Raw genomic sequence first — 19,636 nt, 5'->3', positions numbered from 1 at the left:
ACTCAAGCGACTCAGGGGCGGCTTTCGCGGCCTTTTCCGCTGCAAAAGGCCTGAAACGCCGACACGAAAAAGCCAGATGGTGTTGCGATACTGCCGTATCGAGGGCCGATCGATTCCGATAGGGTCTCGGCAGCCGGCAGGGGTGGGCATCCCTTCGGTCATACGGCGGATTTGGCGGCGCTTGCTCGCGGCCATCAGCATCGGGGGTCATGATGAAGCAGGTTTTCCTGGCGTTCACGGTGGTGCTTGCGGTTCTTGCCGGCATGGCAGCGCCCGCCAAGGCTGAGCCGACCGTTACCTATGCGCTCGACAACGGGCTGCAGGTGGTGCTGGTGCCCGACCATCGCGTGCTGAAGGTGGTGATGAACCTGCGCTACCGCGTCGGGTCGATGAATGAACCCGCGGGACGCTCGGGCTTTGCGCATCTGTTCGAACATCTGATGTTTTCCGGCACGCCGGCCTGGCCGAACGTGTTCGGCGCGCACGCCGCGCTCGGCAACGAGATCAATGCCTGGACCACCGAGGACGGCACGGTTTATTATGTCGACGGGCTGTCGTCGTCACTGCCGATGATCTTGTCGCTTGAGGCAGACCGCATGGCCAATCTCGGCCGCTCGGTGACTCAGGCCAAGCTCGATCTGCAGCGCTCGGTGGTCAAGAACGAGATGCGCCAGAACGTGCTCGACAAGGCCGGCGCATCCGGCTGGGAAGCTTTCTGGTCCGGGCTGTTCCCGAAGCCGCATCCCTATAGCCGCATGGTCATCGGCTCGGTCGCCGATCTCGATGCGGCGACGCTCGACGATGTCAGGGGTTTCTTCAACAGCTACTATCTGCCCAACAATGCGGTGCTGGTGCTGGTCGGCGACTTGGAGATCGACGACACCAAGGCGCTGATTGCCGACACGTTCGGCCGCGTGGCGCGCGGCGCCGATGTGGTGCGGCCCGCCGTGCCGGCACCGACGCAGGCCCGGCTCAAGCTGGTGCTCGAGGATCGTGTGCCAAGCCCCATCGTCGTGGTCGGCTTCAGTGGCCCGGTGGCGCAGTCGCCCGACACTGGTGCGCTCAGCATTGCCGCCGAACTGCTCGGCAACGGCGAATATGGGTTTTTGCGCAACCGGCTGGTTTCGCAGTTGGGCATTGCCACCTATGCCAGCGCGAGCTGGACCGGCGGTCTGCTCGGTGGCCGCTTTACCTTCGAGGCGGGTGCCGCCGAAGGTGTGGCGCCGGAAGCGCTGGAAAGCGCGATGAAAACGGCGTTCGCGAATTTCCTGAAGACCCCGCTCGATCCGGTCGATGTCGAGCGTGCGCGCACCGGCATCTTGCAGGCAGCGCGGCTCGGCAGCGAAGCACTGAAGGATCGCGCCGGCGTCGTCTCCTACAATGCCGACGTGCTCGGCGATGCGCAGAGCGCGCTGGTCGACGACCCGCGGGTGAAGGACGCCAGCGTGGCGGATGTCGAGGCAACGATGAAGCGGCTGTTGAAACCGGAAGATGCCAGCGTACTGATGCTGAAGCCCGGCCCGCGGGGCAGCTATCTCGATGCACTGATCGGCTCGTCCGGCACACCGCAGCCGTTCACCGCACCGGAGCGAGCGGCGATCGACATTCCGAAGCATGCGGCCGGGCAAGCGCCTTCGGCAACACTGCCCGCCATGGAAACGGCGACGCTCTCGAATGGCATCAAACTCGTCCACTACACAATGCCGGAAGCGCCGATGGTCTATGTCGCGGCCAGTGCCGCCGGCGGCTGGAACAGCGTGCCGGAAGGCAAGGAGGGATTGCTGGAGCTTGCAGCAAGCATGGCGACACGCGGGGCCGCCGATCGCGGCTCGGCTGATTTCGCCAAGGCGGCCAGCGACATCGGCGCCGGCGTCAGCCACCAGGCCGGAACGCTGACCACGATGATGACGCTTGGCGTGCCGCCGGAAAAGCTCGACCAGGGTATTGGCCTGCTCGCCGACGCGGTACTGAAGCCTCGTTTCGACAAGACCGAATGGACGGTGCTGATGGCGCAGACGGTCGACTGGCTAAACGGCCGCGAGGCGGATCTGCCCGGCGTTGCCGGCCGCATGGCAAAGGCGACGCTGATCCCGCAGGTGCCGGGCAAGGCAGCGGTGGACTGGTCGGCAAAGGCGCTGACCTCGATCTCGCTCGACGAGGCGAGGGACGCATTCAAGGCGGAGTTCACGCCGAAGGCGGTGACCTTCTACAGCGTCGGCCCGATGCCGGTCGCGACCGTCGCCGCCAGCCTTGAAAAAGCATTCGGCGCGTGGACAAGCGACACCGCCGGCTATGCCGTCGAGCCGTCGCCGGCGGCGCATTTCAACGGGGGACAGAAAGTGCTGCTGGTGCCCGAACCCGGCGCCAGCCAGTCGGCGCTGTTCGTGGCGCGGCCGGCGCCCGGCACCGACGAGAGCGAGCGCGCTGAATCGACCGCGGTCTCCAACCTGCTTGGCGCCGATTTCTCCAGCCGGCTGAATTCGGTGATCCGCGAGGAGAAGGGCTACTCCTATGGCGTGTCGAGCTATCTGATGAGCCCGATGAAGGCCGGCTCGGGATTGGTCGTGGCAACCACCGTCGAGCGCGCCAACACCGGGCCGGCGATTACCGAAATCCTGAAAGGATTTGCCGGCCTGACCACCTTGCCGGTGGCGCAGGACGAAGTCGACCGCACGGTGACTGTCTATCGCCGGGCGCTGGCTGGATCGGCCGAGACGTCGGCTGGTCTGTTCTCCTCGCTGATTGGCGCGGTCGGCAGCGGATCGACGCTGGAGGACCAGCAAACCCGCATGGCGGCGCGCACAAAGCTGACGCTCGATGCGGTTCAGAAACAGGCGCTGGCCCTGGCGTCGCTCGATCCGTCGCTGATCGTGGTGGCGGGCGACCCCGATGTGGTGATGCCGCAGCTTGCCGCGATCGGCCTCAAGGACGTCGAGATCGTCAAGCGTGACGAGGCTGGTGAAGAGACGGCGATGCGGGCGCTCGATCTTCTCGGGGGCAATCGCCAGGCGCCGCTGTCTGCCTCGCCGTGGCGGGTTGGCGATGGCGGCACGACGCGCGCGGTGCACGCCTGCGCCGGCGAAAGGGATTGCGGCGCGCAGATCCACGCCGATTGACGGGCTAAACGCGCAGCCGCCGGCCGCGTTGTAATTTTGGGATAACTTTGTTTCGGGGGAAACGATGAGCGATTCATTTCGGGAAGTAACGTCCGTCTCGTGGTTCGGGCGGATCAAGCGCGCGGTCGGCGGGGTCATCTTCGGCCTTATCCTGATCGTGCTGATGGTGATCGGGCTGTTCTGGAACGAAGGCCGCGCCGTGCAGACGGCGCGCTCGCTGGCCGAAGGTTCTGGAGCGGTGGTTTCGGTCGGCGCCGACAGCGTCGATACCGCCAATGACGGCAAGCTGGTTCATGTCAGCGGACTGGTGACGGCGGACAGCGGTCTGGCGGATCCGGATTTCGGCATTGCGGCGCAAGGGCTGCGGCTGTCGCGCAGCGTCGAGATGTATCAGTGGAAGGAAGAGTCCAAGTCGGAGACGACGAAGAAGCTCGGCGGTGGCGAAGAGACGGTGACCACCTACAGCTATTCCAAGGTGTGGGACGACAGCCAGATCGACTCCTCCGATTTCAAGAAGCCGGACGGCCACCAGAACTCCGCCGATGGAAATCCACGGCCGGACCTTCCAGATTCCTGAGGGCAAGCTTGTCGCCTTCGATCTCGATACGCCGGTGCTGGACCGCATCGAGGGTGACAAGGACTATTCCCTGTCAGCCGACCAGTCGGCGGCGATAAAGGCTGCCTATACCGGAACGAAACCGCTCAGCATCGTCGATGGCAAGATTTATCTCGGCAATGACAACACGAAGCCCGCTTTGGGCGACTATCGCATCGGCTACGAACTGGCGCCGCTGGGCGTGATCAGTATCATCGCGCGCCAGGCCGGCAGCCGCTTCGAGCCCTACCAGACGCAAGCCGGCGATGCGCTGCTGATGGTCGACACCGGCAACGTCCCGGCCGAAAAGATGTTCGCCGACGCCGTCAGCGCCAACACGCTGATCACCTGGCTGCTGCGCGGCGCCGGCTTGCTGTTGCTGACCATAGGCTTTGCGCTGTTCCTCAGCCCGATCGGGGTGATCCTCGATGTCATACCCTTCCTCGGCAGCATGGCGCGGATGGGTACCGGCATTATCGCCTTCGTCCTGGCGATCCTGGTCGGCACGGTGACGATTGCGATTGCCTGGTTCTGGTACCGGCCGTTGCTGGCGGTGGCCATCCTGGCGGCAGGCGTGATTGCGGCGGTGATTGTCTACCGCATCGGTCGGTCGCGAAGGCCAGCCGTTCCGGTGGTTGCGCCCAACCCGGCGGCGGCCGCCTAGATAGAGGTCGGGGCGGCCGGAGCCGCCCCATATCTCTTTGGCGCAATTCCGGCCGGAAAACCGCCTCACACTTATCCTGGAATTGCTTTCCTATTTGTCCTCGAAGCCGGTGAGCACGCCGACGGCGTTGATGCCGATCTCCTCGACGGCGTAGCCGCCTTCCATCACGAACAGCGTCGGCAGGCCGAGCTTGGCGATGCGATGGCCGATCTTCGGATAGTCCGGGCTTTTCAGCTTGAACTGGCTGATCGGGTCCTTCTCGAAGGTGTCGACGCCGAGCGACACGATGACGATATCGGGGGCGTAGGCGGCGAGCTTGGCGCAGGCATCCTCCAGCGAGGCGTGCCAGGCGTCCCAATTGGTGCCGAAGGGCATGGGATAATTGACGTTGAAACCTTCGCCGGCGCTGGCGCCGCGTTCATCGGCATGGCCGAGGAAGAACGGATACTCCACCATGGGATCGCCATGCAGGTTGAGAACCTGCACGTCGGCGCGTTCATAGAAGATCTCCTGCGTGCCATTGCCGTGGTGATAGTCGACGTCGAGGATCGAGACGCGTTTTGCGCCCTGATCGAGGAACCACTGCGCGGCGACCGCGGCATTGTTGATGTAGCAGTAGCCGCCCATGAACCCAGCACCGGCGTGATGGCCGGGCGGGCGGCAGAGCGCGAAGGCCGACCGCTCGCCACCCTTGACCAAGGCCGCCGCCGTCAGCGCCACGTCATAGGACGATTTGATCGCGGTCCATGTGCCTTCGACGAAGGTGGCGCCGGCGTCGAAGGAATAGTAGCCGAGCAAGGCGTCGACGCGCTTGGGTGGCACGTCGCCGCGCAGGCCGCGCGTCGGCCAGGTGAAGGGCATCGCCGTGCCCTCGAAGCCGGCGGCCTTCCACGCCGGCCAGACGGTCGGCAGGAAGTCGATATAGTCGGCCTTGTGGATGCGCTTGGCGGCTGTGAGATCGTGCTCGACCGGTCCGATGATCGGCCCCAGCTTCTCGCTCTCGACCCGCGCCTTGATGAACTCGGCCCGCGACGGCTTTTCGAAACCCGGCACGATTGCCGACGTGACCAGTTCCATCTGGCCGGCATGGCCGGCATGAAGCGGCGAATAGACAGTCTTCATGAATTTCCTCTCGAAATAGCGAAATCAGTCAAGGTTGAGATAGGGGGTGACCAAAGCGAGCCACATTCTTTCCACATCGTCCTCGATGAGGTCGTATGTCTTGCGATCCCGCTTCAACCCCACAAGCCGGCAGGCGTGCCCGACATCCATCATCAGCACGCCGAGCCGGCTGGCGATCTTGTCTTCAAGGGCCGGGTTCACATGCTGCAGCCACGCGGCGTAAAGCGCGATGATCTGCTCGTCATATTCGTCCTGGATCGGCCTGAGGTCGGCATTGCCGGATATCGCCTCGATCACCGGCATCAGGGTGGCGTTTTCGAGATATATTCTGGAGGTATCGATGAAGAGCTTGCGCACCTCCTGCCGAAATTCGTCGCGGTTGGTGGGTGGGGTGACCTCGATGCGCCTGGCGATCACCTCGGGAAAGGACGACAGCCAGCGCCGGGCGAGGTCGAGGAGAATGGCTTCCTTGTTGGGAAAGTACTGGTAGACCGAACCGACCGACAGGCCCGCGCGCCGGGCAATGGCGAGCGTCGTCGGCGTCTTGGTTCCTTGCTCCCGCGTCAGGATCAGCGCAGCGTCGAGTATCCTGTCGACCACCTTGCTCGACCGTTCCTGCCGCGGCTGCTTGCGCGGTTCGAGCGCCATCCTGGTTTCGCGGCTGAGACTGCGCTTCACGGATTGATGCCTTCGTTCCCTGCCGGTTTCAACACAGGTCCCGGTCTCAACATTGGCGTGGTGTGTTGTCCACAATACATTCGAAATTCGGCACGTTGACAAACGCGAATAATTAGTCGCATTCTTTTATCCACGCTGTTTTGAGAGATCACAAGGGGAATTTCGAAACAGCGCACTGGCATCAGTTTTCGTCCGATAACGCCGCTCCAGCGGAGTGGCAGCTTGTCGGACAAGAGGGTTGTCGGTCTCAGCCAGTCGTCAAGAGCGCGGAGTCGCGATGTCTGTCACGGGTGCGGGTCAAAATGCTGATCTGATCGTCATCAATGGTCGCGTGCGGACCATGGACGATGACAATCCCGCCGCCGAGGCGATTGCCGTCAAGGACGGCGCCATCATCGCCATCGGCAACCACGCCGCCATCGAAAAACTCAAGGGAACGACCACAGAGGTGATCGACGCCAAGGGCGGTTCGGTCCTGCCCGGTTTCATCGAAGCCCACATGCATCTGTTCTCGGGAGGGGCCGAGCTCGCGCATCTTCAACTCGGCGGTATCCATGGCTTCGAGGCGCTTCAAAGCGCCATCCGCGACTACGCAACGACGCGGCCCGAGGCGAAAATGCTTGTGGGCCAGGGCGTCGACTACACCGTGCTCGGCGACGAGCGGGTGACACGCCATCATCTCGACGCCATCCTGCCCGACCGCCCCTTCTGCATGGCAGCGCCCGACCACCATACGATGTGGGCCAACACCAAGGCGCTGGAGATGGCCGGCATCCTGAAGGGACGCACGCTCGGTCCGGGCAACGAGATCGTGATGGGTGACGACGGCCTGGCCGCGGGCGAATTGCGCGAGGGCGAAGCCTTCGGTCCGGTGCTCGACCTTGCCGGCGAAAGCCGGGTGCGGCTGGGACTGTCGACCGGCGGCGAGCCCGACCCAATGCCGTCGGCCGTCGAGCGGGCCGCCGACCGCGACATCATGCGGCGCGGACTTGCCTGGTGCGCGCGCCACGGCATCACCTCGATCCAGAACATGGACGGCAATCTCTACCAGCTCGAACTGCTTTCCGAGATCGAGGCCGAGGAGGGATTGCCCTGCCGCGTCAAGATCCCATTCCACTACAAGAACTTCATGACGCTCGACATGCTGGAGAAGGCATCCGTCATGGCCGAGCGCTACGACAGCGAGTGGCTGTCATCGGGCATGGTCAAGGTGTTCTATGACGGCGTGCTCGATTCCTGGACCGCTGTTATGGTCGAACCCTATGCGGATCGTCCCGACTGGGTCGGCGAGCCGCTGTTCACGCCGCAGCAATTTATCGATCTCGCCGTGGCTATCGACAAACGCGGGCTGCAGATCGCCGTGCACTCGATCGGCGACGGCGCGGTGCGCGCGGTGCTCGACGGTTACGAGGCGGCGCGGAAGGTCAATGGCAAGCGCGACAGCCGGCACAGGGTTGAGCACATCGAGGTCACCACAGCAGCCGACGTGCCGCGTTTTGCCGAACTCGGCGTCCTCGCCTCGATGCAGCCGTCGCATCCGCCCGGCGCCATGGATTTTCCGCTGGAGCCGACGGTGTCACGCATCGGGCGGGACCGCTGGCCGCTGAGCTATGCCTGGCGCACCCTGAAAAGCGCCGGCGCCCATGTCGTGTTCGCCTCGGACTGGCCGGTGGCGGCGATCGACCCGATCCTGAGCATTCAGGCGGCAGTGCAGCGCAAACCATGGGCAGAAGGCGATCCTGACCAGAGTTTCTCGCTGCAAGAAGCGATTGCCGCCTACACGGTCGAGGGCGCCTATGCCGAATTCGCCGAACATCGCAAAGGCGTTCTGAAACCCGGCTATATGGCGGATCTGGTGGTTTTGTCGGCCGATATCGAGAAGACGGCGCCGGCCGATCTACACAAGCTGCGGCCGGTGACGACGGTCTGCGGTGGCAAGGTCACCTACCAGGCCTGACAATGGCATGCGGCTTGCACAGCTTGCCGCTTGCAAGACGAAATGACCGACTGAACTGTGGTTCAATGCCGGACTTGCCAACCTACCGGCCGTGTGGTCACATCGAACAGGGGAAAAACTCCGCCAGCAAGAGCGGGGTCAACAGTGAGGCGTATCGTGCCGGAAAAACCGGATCGGAATGCAATTGAAGTCGTAAACGTCAGTAAAATTTTCGGATCGGGTGAGGGGCAGGTTGCTGCCCTCGATACGGTCTCGGTATCCATCCGCGAGAATGAGTTCTTCACCCTGCTGGGACCATCCGGCTGCGGCAAGACCACGTTGCTGCGGCTGATTGCCGGCTTCGACTTCCCAACCGCCGGCGAAATCCTCCTCTACGGTCAGGACATCGCGCCGTTGCCGCCCTTCAAGCGGCCGGTCAACACCGTCTTCCAATCCTACGCGCTGTTCCCGCATATGACGGTCGCCGACAATATCGGCTTTGGCCTGGAAATGCTGGGCAAGCCGAAGGCCGAGATCAAGGCGCGCGTCGCCGAGATGCTGAAACTGGTGAAGATGGAGGCGCTGGCGGGCCGCCGCACCAGCCAGATCTCCGGCGGCCAGCAGCAGCGCGTGGCGCTCGCCCGGGCGCTGGCGCCGCAGCCCAAGGTGCTCCTGCTCGACGAACCGCTCTCGGCCCTGGACTACAAGCTGCGCAAGGAAATGCAGATCGAATTGAAGCGGCTGCAGCACGAGACGGGCATCACCTTCATCTTCGTCACCCACGACCAGGAGGAAGCGCTGACCATGTCGGATCGCATCGCGGTGATGTCGTCGGGCAAGATCCTGCAGGTCGGCTCGCCGCGCGACATCTACGACCGGCCGGCCGAGCGTTTCGTCGCCGACTTCATCGGCGAGTCGAACTTCCTCAAGGCGGATGTGGTTAGCGCGACTGGTGGCCGGGCGACGGTGAAGCTGCCGTCTGGTGTGGAAATCCCAGCCTCGCTGCCGGAAGGCTTCAGCCCCAGCGGCAAGGTCACCATCGTCGTGCGTCCAGAGCATGCGCAGTTGGGCACGGCCAGCCCGAGCGCTTCGCTGTCCGGCACCGTCGAAAACATCGTCTATCTCGGCACCGACACGCACTTCCATCTGCGCCTTGCCGGTGGCGAGCCGTTCATCGTGCGGCGTCAGAACAGTCGCGGCGCCGGTGACGGCTTCGTGCAGGGCGGCCAGATCGGCATCATGATCGGCAACGACGCCGCGCAAGTGCTGAAGGACTGATCATGGCGACCGCGGAACAAGTCGCCAAGGCAGCGCAGCGACGCGATGTGCGCGACCGCTGGCTGCTGTCAGCGCCAGCCTTGCTGGTGATCTTCCTCGCCGCGACCGGCCCCTTGCTGATCGTGCTGATCTACTCGTTCCTGACGCCTGGCCCCTATGGCGATGTGAAGTGGCAGTTCTCGCCCGATGCCTGGCTGTCGGTGTTCATGGAACGCGACATTTTCGACGATACGCTTTCGCTTGCGGCAGCGCACGTCACCATATTCTGGCGCTCGATCAAGTTGGCGGTGATAACGACGATCGCAACTTTGGCATTAGGGTTTCCAACCGCCTATTTCATGGCGACGCGCAGCGAGAAGACCAGGGATCTCTGGCTGTTCCTGATCACCATTCCGTTCTGGACCAACCTGCTGATCCGCACCTTCGCCGTGCTGCAGATCATCCGCAACGAAGGCATCATCAACACCATCCTGCTCAAGCTTGGTATCGTCTCGGCGCCGGTGCAGATCCTCTTTACCGACACGGCGATTCTGATCGGCATGGGCTATGTCTATCTGCCGCTGATGGTGCTGCCGATCTATGCCAGCATGGAGAAGCTTGATTTTCGCCTCGTCGAGGCGGGCTACGACCTCTACGCGACTCGTTTCAAGGTATTGCGGAAGATCATTTTCCCGCTGGTCAAACCCGGCGTCATTGCCGGCTCCATCCTGGTCTTCATTCCAGCCCTTGGCGCCTACGTGACGCCGAGCGTGCTTGGCGGCGGCAAGAATATGATGCTGTCCAACCTGATCGAATTGCAGTTCGGCCAAGGCCGCAACTGGCCGCTCGGCTCGGCGCTGTCGATCACGGTGATGATCATCGTCATGGTGGCGCTGCTTGCCTATGTGCGCAATGCCGGCAAGTCGGGGGTGCGGCATGGCTAAGAACTTTTCCATCAAGCACCAGACCGGCTTCACGGTGGTCGCTGCGACCTGTTTTATCGTGCTCTATCTGCCGATCATCGTGCTGGTCGCCTATGCCTTCAACGCGGCGAACTCGACATCCGAATGGGGCGGCTTTTCGATGCGCTGGTTCCAGTCGGCTTGGCAGAACGTGCAAGTTATCGACGCGACGCTACGCTCGTTCCAGATCGGCGCCGTCGCTGCGGTGCTGTCGACAATCTTTGCCACCATGGCCGCGCTCGCCACCACGCGCACCGCGTCCTATCCGGGCCTCACCTTCAAATATGCGGCGATCAACCAGCCGCTGATGGTGCCCGAGATCGTCACCGGCGTGGCGCTGCTGATCTTCTTCTCGCGCATCAAGATCTTCACCGGCTATTCCGGCATCGGCTATCTGATCGCCGCGCACACGGCGTTCTGCATCCCGTTTGCCTATCTGCCGATCCGGGCGCGGCTGGAAAACATGGACCTGACGCTGGAGCGCGCGGCCGCCGATCTGTACGCGACGCCGTGGAAGACCTTCCGCCGCATCACGCTGCCGCTTTTGTGGCCCGGCATACTGGCCGGACTGATGCTGGCCTTCGTCATCTCGCTCGATGACGTCGTCATCACCGAGTTTGTCAAATCGGGCGGCCAGGACACGCTGCCCACCTACATGCTCGGCCAGATCCGCCGCGGCATCACGCCTGAGATCAACGCGATATCGACCGCCTTCCTGCTGCTTTCGGTCGCGATCGTCACGTTGTTTTTCTTCGTCAGCAGGAAAAGAGACTGAACCGACAAATGGGAGCTAAAACCATGAACTGGAAAACAACGACAGCCGCCATCGGGTTGGCGCTGCTCGCAACGACGAGCCTGGCCCGCGCCGATGGCGAGCTGAACATTTACAATTGGGGCAACTATACCAGCCCCGATGTGATCAAGAAGTTCGAAGCCAAATACAACGTCAAGGTGACCATCACCGATTACGATTCCAACGATACGGCGCTCGCCAAGGTACGCCAGGGCGGCACCGGCTTCGACATCGCCGTTCCGTCGCAAACCTACGTGCCGATCTGGATCAAGGAGGGCCTCGTGCAGGAGACCGATCCGGGCAAGATGGAGAACTTCAAGAACGTGGCGCCGGAATGGGCCAATCCAGACTTCGACCCCGGCCGGAAATATTCCGTGCCGTGGGCGCTGGGCACCGTCGGCGTCGTCGTCAACACCGATGCCTACAAGGGACCAGCCGACAGCTGGGGCATCATCTTCAACACGCCGGACGAGCTGAAGGGCAAGACCAATGTCGTTCCCGAGATGAATGACGTTATCTTCGCGGCGATCAAATATGTCGGCGGCCAGCAGTGCACCGACGACAAGACGGTGCTGAAGAAGGTGCGCGACACGCTTGTCGCGGCCAAGCCGAACTGGATCGCCATGGAATACAACACCATCGAAAAGATGGGCGCCGGCGACTTCAAGGCGACCAGCGACTGGAACGGTTCGGCGCTGCGTCAGCGGCTGGCCAATCCGGCCATCCATTACAATTATCCGAAGGAAGGCTACGGCCTGTGGAGCGATAACGTCGTCGTTCTCAAGGAAGCCAAAAATGTCGAGAACGCCAAGCTGTTCCAGAACTTCATCATGGATCCGGAAAACGCGGCCGGCCTCTCGGCCTTCCATCGCTACGCAAACGCCATTACCGGCTCGGACAAGTACATGCCGGCCGATATGAAGGATGCCCCGGAAGTCGTCATTCCGGAGGCTGCGAAGGCACAAGGCGAATTCCAGAAGATGTGCGCGCCTGAGATCCAGGACATCTACACCAAGATCTGGACCGAACTGCAGAAATAACCGCAGTCTGACAGACCCGGCGGCATGCGCCGCCGGGTCTTTTCTTTTCCGGAATGGCTTTCATGGACTCCTATCGCAACAGCGATCCGCGGCCGTCGATCATGCAGGGCTCGCCGCCTCAAATGGTGCTGCCGAAGCTCGACTGGGACCGGCCGCCATGGAATCGCTGGGCCTTCCAACACATCCGCGAATTCCTGCCGACCATCGAGGTCTGGCGCGGTAATGGCCATCGCCATCGTCTTGAGCGCGCAGGGACCGATCTCGACGCGCTGCCGGTGGAAGACAGCAAGGGCCGTCCGACGACGCTCGTTGGCCTGCTCGACGAGACCTACACGGACGGCTTCCTGGTGCTCAAAGACGGCAAGGTAGCCTATGAGCGCTATTTCAACGGCATGGCCGAGCGCACGCTGCATCTGTCGCAGTCGATGGCGAAGTCGGTAACAGGCACCGTGTTCGGTATTCTGGTTGGGCGCGGCTTGATCGACCCGGCCAAACCGGTGACCGCCTATCTGCCGGAGCTCGGCGCGACCGGCTGGGACGGCGCCAGCGTGCAGCATGTGCTGGATATGACCACCGGCGTGCGGTTTTCCGAGGAATACACCGACCGTTACTCCGACATCGGCCAGGTTGATGTCGCCACGGGCTGGAAGCCGGTGCCGCCGGACAGCGATCCGGATTTCCAATGGCCGCCGCATCTGTTCGAGTTGATCCTGCAGCTGAAGGACAAGGTGCGGCCGCATGGCGCCGCGTTCGAGTACCGCTCGATCGAGACCGACGTGCTTGCCTTCATCATGGAGCGGGTCACCGGTAAACGGCTGGCGCAGCTGGTGTCCGAGGAGCTGTGGCAAAAGCTCGGCGCCGACGAGAGCGCCTGCTTCACGGTCGACAGCGCCGGCTATGCGCTGGCCGATGGCGGCTTCAACGCGACGCTGCGCGACTATGCCCGCTTCGGCCAGCTGATTCTCGACAAGGGCCGCGGCATCGTGCCGGCCGACTGGATCGAGGCGACGCGCAACGGCAGGCATGGGCCGGACTTCAATCCGAGCCTGCCCGAAGGCAGCTATCGCAACCAGTTCTGGATCGAAGACCCGCGCTCGCGCGCGCTGATGTGCCGGGGCGTGTTCGGGCAGATGATCCATGTCGACTGGGACACCGGCATGGTCGTGGTCAAGCTTTCGACCTATCCGGATTTCAGCAATGTCGCCTATTCGGTAGCAACGCTGAAGGCGGTGCACGCCATCGCCAAGGCGCTTGGTTGACCCACAACAAATCATCCCTCCGAGGAAACGTTCATGACTGGCAAGACCGCGTTCGAGACCCGCTACGGCTTTGCCCGCAATGAGGTGCTGCTCTCCAACTGGCGCGAAAGCCCGTTCAACCGCTGGTCGTTCCAGAACCTTGGCGAGCTGGTGCCGACCGCCCCCGTGGCGGCGACGCTGGGAAGCGTCGAGGCACCGGTGCGGGACCTGAGCGGCCTGCTCGGCGAAAACGTCTCCGCCGCCGGCGCGCCGGAGACGGTGGCCGAATTCCTCACACGTTCGAGCAGCGACGCGCTGACGGTGATGAAGGCTGGCAAGGTCATCGGCGACTGGTTCGCGCCCAATATGGATTTCGGCGCCCGTCACATCATCTTTTCGATCAGCAAATCGGTCACCGCGATCATCGCCGGAATACTGGAAGGCGAGGGCGTGTTCGACCCGGAAGCGCCGGTGACCCAGTACATTCCGGAAGCCGCCGGCTCGGCCTATGCCGATGCAAGCTGCCGGCATGTGCTCGACATGAGCGTCAGCCTCGATTTCGAGGAGGCCTATCTCGATCCCGAAAGCGCCTTTGCCCGTTACCGCCGCGCGACGCTGTGGAATCCGGGCGGCGGCACTGAAAGCTTGCGCGAATTCATTCTGACCTTGCAGCGGCTCGAAGAACCGCACGGCAAAACCTTCCGCTACCGTTCGCCCAATTCCGATCTGCTCGGCCTGCTGCTCGAACGAGCTTCCGGCCAGCGCTTCCCGGACCTGATGCGCGAGAAACTGTGGCTACCGCTGGGTGCAGTCAGCGAGGCTTCGATCGGCGTCGACATGGAAGGTACGGCGCGCACCGCCGGCGGCATTTCGGTGACGCCGCGCGACCTGGCGCGTATCGGCGAGATGATGCGGCAGGGCGGCACGGCCAATGGCCGCGGCATCGTGCCAGAAGGCTGGGTGCGCGATACGACCGTTGCCGGCGGCAGCGCGGAGGCCTGGCAGCGCGGCACAATGGTGCATCTGTTCCCAAAGGGCCGTTACCGTAACAAATGGTACCAGACGGGGGCGGCAAACGGCGCCTTCTGCGGCATCGGCATCCACGGCCAATGGCTCTACGTCAACCCGAAGACGGAAGTGGTGATTGCAAAAATGGGGTCGCAGCCGGTGCCTGAAGATTATCCGCTCGAACGCGAGATCGTTGCCTTTTTCGAGGCGCTGAGCGGGATGGTCTGAGGACGAGCCAAAGCAAGGCGCTTTCCTGTGGACCTCTTTGACGCTTGAGAACACTGCGGTTGGCGGGACGGACATCAGCGCCTATGGTCGCCGCTCTTTGCGACAGGGACCAGCATGGCAGCAGACAGCAAACGCATCGCATCCATCATCGCGGCAGAGATCGGGGCGCGGTCGGAGCAGGCATCGGCAGCTATAGGGCTGCTCGATGAGGGCGCGACGGTGCCGTTCGTGGCGCGCTACCGCAAGGAGGTCACCGGCGGGCTCGACGACACCCAATTGCGCGACCTTGCCGAGCGATTGGCCTATCTGCGCGAACTCGATGCGCGCCGCGACACCATTCTCGGTTCGATCCGCGAGCAGGGCAAGCTGACCGAGGAACTAGAGGCCAAAATTGTGGCTGCCGCCACTAAGGCTGAACTGGAAGACATCTACCTGCCCTACAAGCCCAAGCGCCGCACCAAGGCCGAGATCGCCCGGGAGCGCGGGCTGGGGCCATTGGCGGAGGCTATTTTGGCCAACCGGTCGTTGGTGCCCGCCGAGGCGGCGCTGGCTTATGTGACCGAGGATGTGACCGACGCCAAGGCCGCACTGGAAGGCGCACGCGACATCCTGTCGGAACAGTTTGCGGAAAATGCCGATCTGGTCGGCAAGCTTCGCACCTACATGAAGGAGCGCGCTTTCATGCGTGCCCGTGTCGTCGACGGTAAGCAGGAGGCCGGGGCGAAATTCTCCGACTATTTCGAGCATGTCGAGCGTTGGGCAAATGTTCCGAGCCACCGCGCGCTGGCCATGCTGCGCGGCCGCAACGAAGAGGTGTTGTCGCTCGACATCGAGGTCGATGCCGACGATGCCTCGCCGGTGAAGCCGGTCGAGCGGATGATCGCCAATGCCTACGCCATCGGCGGCAGCCTGCCGGGCGACCGCTGGCTGATGGAAGTGGCCGGCTGGACCTGGCGGATCAAGCTTTCGCTGCACCTGACGCTCGATTTGATGCGCGACCTGCGCGAGCGGGCGGAGGAAGAGGCGATCCATGTCTTTGCACGCAACCTCAAGGATTTGCTTCTGGCAGCACCCGCCGGCTCGCGGCCGACCATGGGACTCGATCCCGGCATCCGCACCGGCGTCAAGGTCGCTGTCGTGGATGGCACCGGCAAGGTGCTGGCGACGACGACCGTCTATCCATTTCCGCCGCGGAACGATGTGCGCGGCACACAGGCCCAGCTCGCAGCACTCATCCGCCAGCATAAGGTCGAGCTGATTTCGATCGGCAACGGCACCGGCAGCCGCGAGACTGAAAAGCTGGTCGCCGACATGCTGTCCGACATGCCTTCGGATGGTGGGCCAAAGCCGCTCAAGGTGATCGTCAGCGAGGCCGGCGCCTCGGTCTATTCGGCCTCGGCGACAGCGGCGGCTGAGTTTCCCGGGCTCGACGTGTCGCTGCGCGGTGCGGTGTCGATCGCCAGGCGCCTGCAGGACCCGCTCGCCGAACTGGTCAAGATCGAGCCGAAATCGATCGGCGTTGGCCAGTACCAGCATGATGTCGACCAGTACCGGCTTGGCCGCTCGCTGGAGGCGGTGGTGGAGGACGCGGTGAATGCTGTCGGCGTCGATCTCAACACCGCCTCGGCGCCGCTTTTGGCCCGCGTGTCAGGCCTAGGCGCGTCGCTTGCCGATGCCATTGTCGCGCATCGCGATGCGACCGGGCCGTTCGCCAGCCGCAAGGAACTGCTCAAGGTGGCGCGGCTTGGACCGCGCGCGTTCGAACAATCCGCAGGCTTCCTGCGCATTGCCAATGGCAGCGAGCCGCTCGACGCCTCGTCGGTCCATCCGGAAGCCTATGGCGTGGCCAAGAAGATCGTCGCTGCCTGCGGCCGCGATGTGCGCTCGCTGATGGGCGACAGCGCAGCGCTCAAGGCGCTCGATCCGCGAGTCTTCGTCGACGAACGGTTCGGCCTGCCGACGGTGCGCGACATCATTGCCGAGCTGGAAAAGCCCGGCCGCGACCCGCGCCCCGGCTTCAAGACCGCAACCTTTGCCGATGGCATCGACGACATCAAGGATCTGAAGCCCGGCATGCTTCTGGAAGGCACCGTTACCAATGTCGCTGCCTTCGGCGCCTTCGTCGATATCGGCGTGCATCAGGACGGGCTGGTGCATGTCTCGCAACTGGCCGATCGTTTCATCAAGGACGCGCATGAGGTGGTGAAGGCCGGCGACGTGGTGAAGGTGCGGGTCGTCGATGTCGACATCAAGCGCAAGCGCATCGCGCTGTCCATGCGCAAGGACGGCGGCGAGGGCGGGACGCCGAAGGGGCCGCGCGACAATGGCGGCGGCAAGCCGGCGCAACCTTCGCCGATGCCGCGGCGTCAGCCGGAACGACCGGCACAGCAAGGCGCGTTTGGCGCAGCACTGGCCGATGCCTTGAAGCGGAAGTAGCCTCGAATGGTTCCTTGCAATCGCTAGAGCGTTATCTACCATCCTTGTGTGGAGATACGCGCGATATGGCAAGTTTCGAGAAAGTGAGTGTCCAAGAGTTGGGGCGTCTTTGGGACGAGGGCATGGCGAGTGGCAGTTCGGTCGATGGAGACCAGGCTTTCGCCCGGATCAAAAGCAAGCTCGATGCGAAAGTTGCCGAACGCAAGTCGCAAAAACGCTGCGCTTCCAGCCGGAAACCGAGCCGATGAAGCGGAAGTAGCTACCAGGCCAGAACGGCCGGTTCCTTCTCAACCTGGCCCAGCAGCCAGTCGCGAAAGCTGACGACGGGCGGGTGGCCGCGCTTGTCGTTCGGGACGACGAGGTAGTAGGCGCTGCGGCTTTGCATCGGCTGTCCCGGCGCCGGCACGAGCTGACCGCGCTGCAATTCGCCGGCGATAAGAACTTGCGGCAGGAGCGCGACGCCAAGCCCCGCCATGCAGGCTTGGGCAACGGTGCCGAATTGCTCGAACTGCATGCCGGGTCCGATCGGTGCGCTCAAGCCCTGTTCCTCGAACCATTCGCCCCAGGCGCCAGGGCGCGTCGCCATGTGCAGCAGCGGCAGGCGGCTGATGTCGGCCGCCGTGGTGATATCGCGGCTGGCAAGGAAGTCGGGCGAAACCACCGGCATCACGGTTTCGCACATCAACAATGTGGAATCGGCGTCCGGCCAGTCCGGCTGGCCATGATGGATAGCGGCGTCGAGGCGTTCGCGGGCGAAGTCGAAGCGGCCGATGCGGGTGACGAAGTTGATGGTGATGTCAGGGTTTTCTGCGACGAAATCCGGGATCAGCGGCATCAGCCAGCGCGTGCCGAAGGTCGGCAGTATGGCGAGGTTCAGCATGCCGCTATGCCGATTGCTCATCAATCCGAGCGCGGCGTCGCGCAATTGCCCGAGTGCCGCCCGCACGGCTTCGGCATAGATTTCGCCCGCCGTGGACAGCCGAACATTGCGGCTGTCGCGCTCGAACAGCCGGCGGCCGAACTGTTCCTCCAGAAGTGCTATCTGGCGGCTGACGGCCCCTTGGGTCAAATCGAGTTCCTGGGCGGCAGCGGTGAAGGAGCCAAGGCGGGCCACGGCCTCGAAGGCGGCAAGGGCGCTGGTGCTGGGTAAAAGCCGGCGTTGGACGTTCATGATCCATTACTAAACCTCATTGATCTGTGATGCAATTTTGTTTGATTTTTCCGAAGCGGAGGTGGATAAGCCCGAGCACTTCAAGATTTTGGGAGAGAGCGAAGCCATGGCCGCCGACAAGAACGCGTTCGTCTGGGAAGACCCCTTCCTGATCGAGAACCAGCTTTCCGAGGATGAGCGCATGGTGCGCGATGGCGCGGCCGCCTTTGCCGCCGACAAGCTCGCGCCGCGCATCGAGGAGGCCTATCTCGAGGAAAAGACCGATGCCGGCATTTTTCGCGAGATGGGCGAGGCCGGCCTGCTCGGCATCACCATCCCTGAGGAATATGGCGGGCTCGGCGCCAATTACGTCACCTACGGGTTGGTGGCGCGCGAGGTCGAGCGGGTCGATTCCGGCTACCGGTCGATGATGTCCGTGCAGTCGTCGCTGGTGATGTATCCGATCCATGCCTATGGCTCGGAAGAACAGCGCAAGAATTTTCTGCCTAAGCTGGCCTCGGGCGAATGGATCGGCTGCTTCGGCCTGACCGAACCGGATGCGGGTTCCGATCCCGGCGGTATGAAGACGCGGGCCGAGAAGACCGCGAACGGCTACAGGATTTCCGGCTCGAAAATGTGGATATCCAACGCGCCGATCGCCGATGTGTTCGTGGTCTGGGCGAAGCTGAAGGGCGACAACGGCAAGGACGAAATCCGCGGTTTCGTGCTGGAGAAGGGCATGAAGGGGCTGTCGGCGCCGAAGATCGGCGGCAAGCTCAGCCTTAGGGCCTCGATCACCGGCGAGGTGGTGATGGAAGGCGTCGAAGTCGGCGAAGACGCGCTGCTGCCCAACGCCAGGGGCCTCGGCGGCCCATTCGGCTGCCTCAACCGGGCCCGCTACGGCATTTCCTGGGGCGCGATGGGCGCCGCCGAGGATTGCTGGCACCGGGCCCGGCAGTATGGACTCGACCGCAAGCAGTTCGGCAAGCCGCTCGCCGGCACGCAGCTGTTCCAGAAAAAGCTCGCCGACATGCAGACCGAGATCGCGCTGGGCCTGCAGGCCAGCTTGCGGGTCGGAAGGCTGATGGACGAGGGCAAGATGGCACCGGAGATGATCTCGATCGTCAAGCGCAACAATTGCGGCAAGGCGCTCGACATCGCCCGCCAGGCCCGCGACATGCATGGCGGCAACGGCATCCAGATCGGCTACCACGTTATGCGCCACGCGCAGAACCTGGAGACGGTCAACACCTATGAAGGCACGCATGACGTGCATGCGCTGATCCTTGGCAGGGCTCAGACGGGGATACAGGCGTTTTTCTAAGCTGTGCCGAATTCAAGCGAGGCCGGCCTGCAAATGGCCGATGCCTGCGCTTCCGGTGCTCGCGTACGAAAAGTACGCTCTGCTCCGGT

16 protein-coding genes are annotated in these 19,636 nt (G+C 63.3%); 13 read left to right on the top strand and 3 right to left on the bottom strand.

Annotated features, from left to right (window positions below):
- Positions 1 to 209: 209 nt before the first annotated feature.
- From ACYG9V_RS28660 to ACYG9V_RS28650, 3 genes are all read left to right on the top strand, one after another.
- Positions 210 to 3,116 carry a M16 family metallopeptidase gene (locus tag ACYG9V_RS28660; RefSeq protein ID WP_352762460.1) on the top strand — a complete coding sequence of 969 codons (2,907 nt, stop codon included), beginning with the start codon at positions 210 to 212 and terminating at the stop codon, positions 3,114 to 3,116.
- Positions 3,117 to 3,180: 64 nt separating this feature from the next.
- The gene (locus tag ACYG9V_RS28655; RefSeq protein WP_460222052.1) at positions 3,181 to 3,693 is read left to right on the top strand and encodes a TMEM43 family protein; all 513 of its coding nucleotides are present in this window, start codon (positions 3,181 to 3,183) and stop codon (positions 3,691 to 3,693) included.
- Positions 3,659 to 4,375, top strand: coding sequence for a TMEM43 family protein (locus ACYG9V_RS28650; RefSeq protein ID WP_460222051.1), 717 nt, complete (start codon positions 3,659 to 3,661; stop codon positions 4,373 to 4,375). Before ACYG9V_RS28655 ends, ACYG9V_RS28650 begins: the two co-directional genes overlap by 35 nt.
- Positions 4,376 to 4,465: 90 nt before the next feature.
- On the opposite strand, the gene ACYG9V_RS28645 is transcribed toward ACYG9V_RS28650, so the two are convergent.
- Both ACYG9V_RS28645 and ACYG9V_RS28640 read right to left on the bottom strand, forming a co-directional pair.
- The gene (locus ACYG9V_RS28645; RefSeq protein ID WP_352762456.1) at positions 4,466 to 5,497 is read right to left on the bottom strand and encodes a histone deacetylase family protein; all 1,032 of its coding nucleotides are present in this window, start codon (positions 5,495 to 5,497) and stop codon (positions 4,466 to 4,468) included.
- A 24-nt stretch (positions 5,498 to 5,521) separates the two neighbouring features.
- The gene (locus ACYG9V_RS28640; protein ID WP_023686329.1) at positions 5,522 to 6,175 is read right to left on the bottom strand and encodes a TetR/AcrR family transcriptional regulator; all 654 of its coding nucleotides are present in this window, start codon (positions 6,173 to 6,175) and stop codon (positions 5,522 to 5,524) included.
- Between the two features lie 277 nt (positions 6,176 to 6,452).
- On the opposite strand from ACYG9V_RS28640, the gene ACYG9V_RS28635 reads away from it, so the two are divergent.
- The 9 genes from ACYG9V_RS28635 (at position 6,453) to ACYG9V_RS28595 (ending at position 17,321) form a co-directional block, all read left to right on the top strand.
- Entirely contained in the window at positions 6,453 to 8,132 is a 1,680-nt protein-coding gene (locus ACYG9V_RS28635) for an amidohydrolase (protein WP_352762455.1), read from the top strand.
- A 156-nt stretch (positions 8,133 to 8,288) separates the two neighbouring features.
- A complete protein-coding gene (locus tag ACYG9V_RS28630; protein WP_023691713.1) occupies positions 8,289 to 9,389 on the top strand; it encodes an ABC transporter ATP-binding protein in 1,101 nt (366 codons plus the stop codon).
- A 2-nt stretch (positions 9,390 to 9,391) separates the two neighbouring features.
- On the top strand, positions 9,392 to 10,312 hold the full coding sequence (locus tag ACYG9V_RS28625) for an ABC transporter permease (RefSeq protein ID WP_352762453.1): 921 nt from the start codon (positions 9,392 to 9,394) through the stop codon (positions 10,310 to 10,312).
- On the top strand, positions 10,305 to 11,105 hold the full coding sequence (locus ACYG9V_RS28620) for an ABC transporter permease (protein ID WP_023733423.1): 801 nt from the start codon (positions 10,305 to 10,307) through the stop codon (positions 11,103 to 11,105). The genes ACYG9V_RS28625 and ACYG9V_RS28620 overlap by 8 nt, the downstream gene beginning before the upstream one ends.
- Positions 11,106 to 11,128: 23 nt before the next feature.
- On the top strand, positions 11,129 to 12,163 hold the full coding sequence (locus ACYG9V_RS28615) for an ABC transporter substrate-binding protein (protein ID WP_023671767.1): 1,035 nt from the start codon (positions 11,129 to 11,131) through the stop codon (positions 12,161 to 12,163).
- A gap of 62 nt (positions 12,164 to 12,225) precedes the next feature.
- On the top strand, positions 12,226 to 13,422 hold the full coding sequence (locus tag ACYG9V_RS28610) for a serine hydrolase domain-containing protein (protein ID WP_352762451.1): 1,197 nt from the start codon (positions 12,226 to 12,228) through the stop codon (positions 13,420 to 13,422).
- A 33-nt stretch (positions 13,423 to 13,455) separates the two neighbouring features.
- Positions 13,456 to 14,637 (top strand): serine hydrolase domain-containing protein, encoded by a 1,182-nt coding sequence (locus tag ACYG9V_RS28605; RefSeq protein ID WP_023683463.1) that lies wholly within the window; start codon positions 13,456 to 13,458, stop codon positions 14,635 to 14,637.
- A 114-nt stretch (positions 14,638 to 14,751) separates the two neighbouring features.
- Positions 14,752 to 17,073, top strand: a complete 2,322-nt coding sequence (locus ACYG9V_RS28600) for a Tex family protein (protein ID WP_352762449.1) — start codon at positions 14,752 to 14,754, stop codon at positions 17,071 to 17,073.
- Between the two features lie 65 nt (positions 17,074 to 17,138).
- Positions 17,139 to 17,321 (top strand): hypothetical protein, encoded by a 183-nt coding sequence (locus ACYG9V_RS28595; RefSeq protein ID WP_023671771.1) that lies wholly within the window; start codon positions 17,139 to 17,141, stop codon positions 17,319 to 17,321.
- 11 nt (positions 17,322 to 17,332) lie between these two features.
- Here the strand turns inward: ACYG9V_RS28595 and ACYG9V_RS28590 are convergent, their stop codons facing one another.
- Positions 17,333 to 18,244, bottom strand: a complete 912-nt coding sequence (locus tag ACYG9V_RS28590) for a LysR family transcriptional regulator (RefSeq protein WP_352762446.1) — start codon at positions 18,242 to 18,244, stop codon at positions 17,333 to 17,335.
- Between the two features lie 106 nt (positions 18,245 to 18,350).
- Between ACYG9V_RS28590 and ACYG9V_RS28585 the strand changes: the two genes are divergently transcribed.
- Positions 18,351 to 19,547, top strand: coding sequence for an acyl-CoA dehydrogenase (locus ACYG9V_RS28585; RefSeq protein ID WP_352762444.1), 1,197 nt, complete (start codon positions 18,351 to 18,353; stop codon positions 19,545 to 19,547).
- The last annotated feature ends 89 nt before the right edge of the window (positions 19,548 to 19,636 follow it).

The organism is Mesorhizobium sp. W016 (assembly GCF_054719485.1).
The sequence above is the reverse complement of the archived record's forward strand: the minus strand, read 5'-3'. Positions and strand labels throughout refer to the sequence as shown.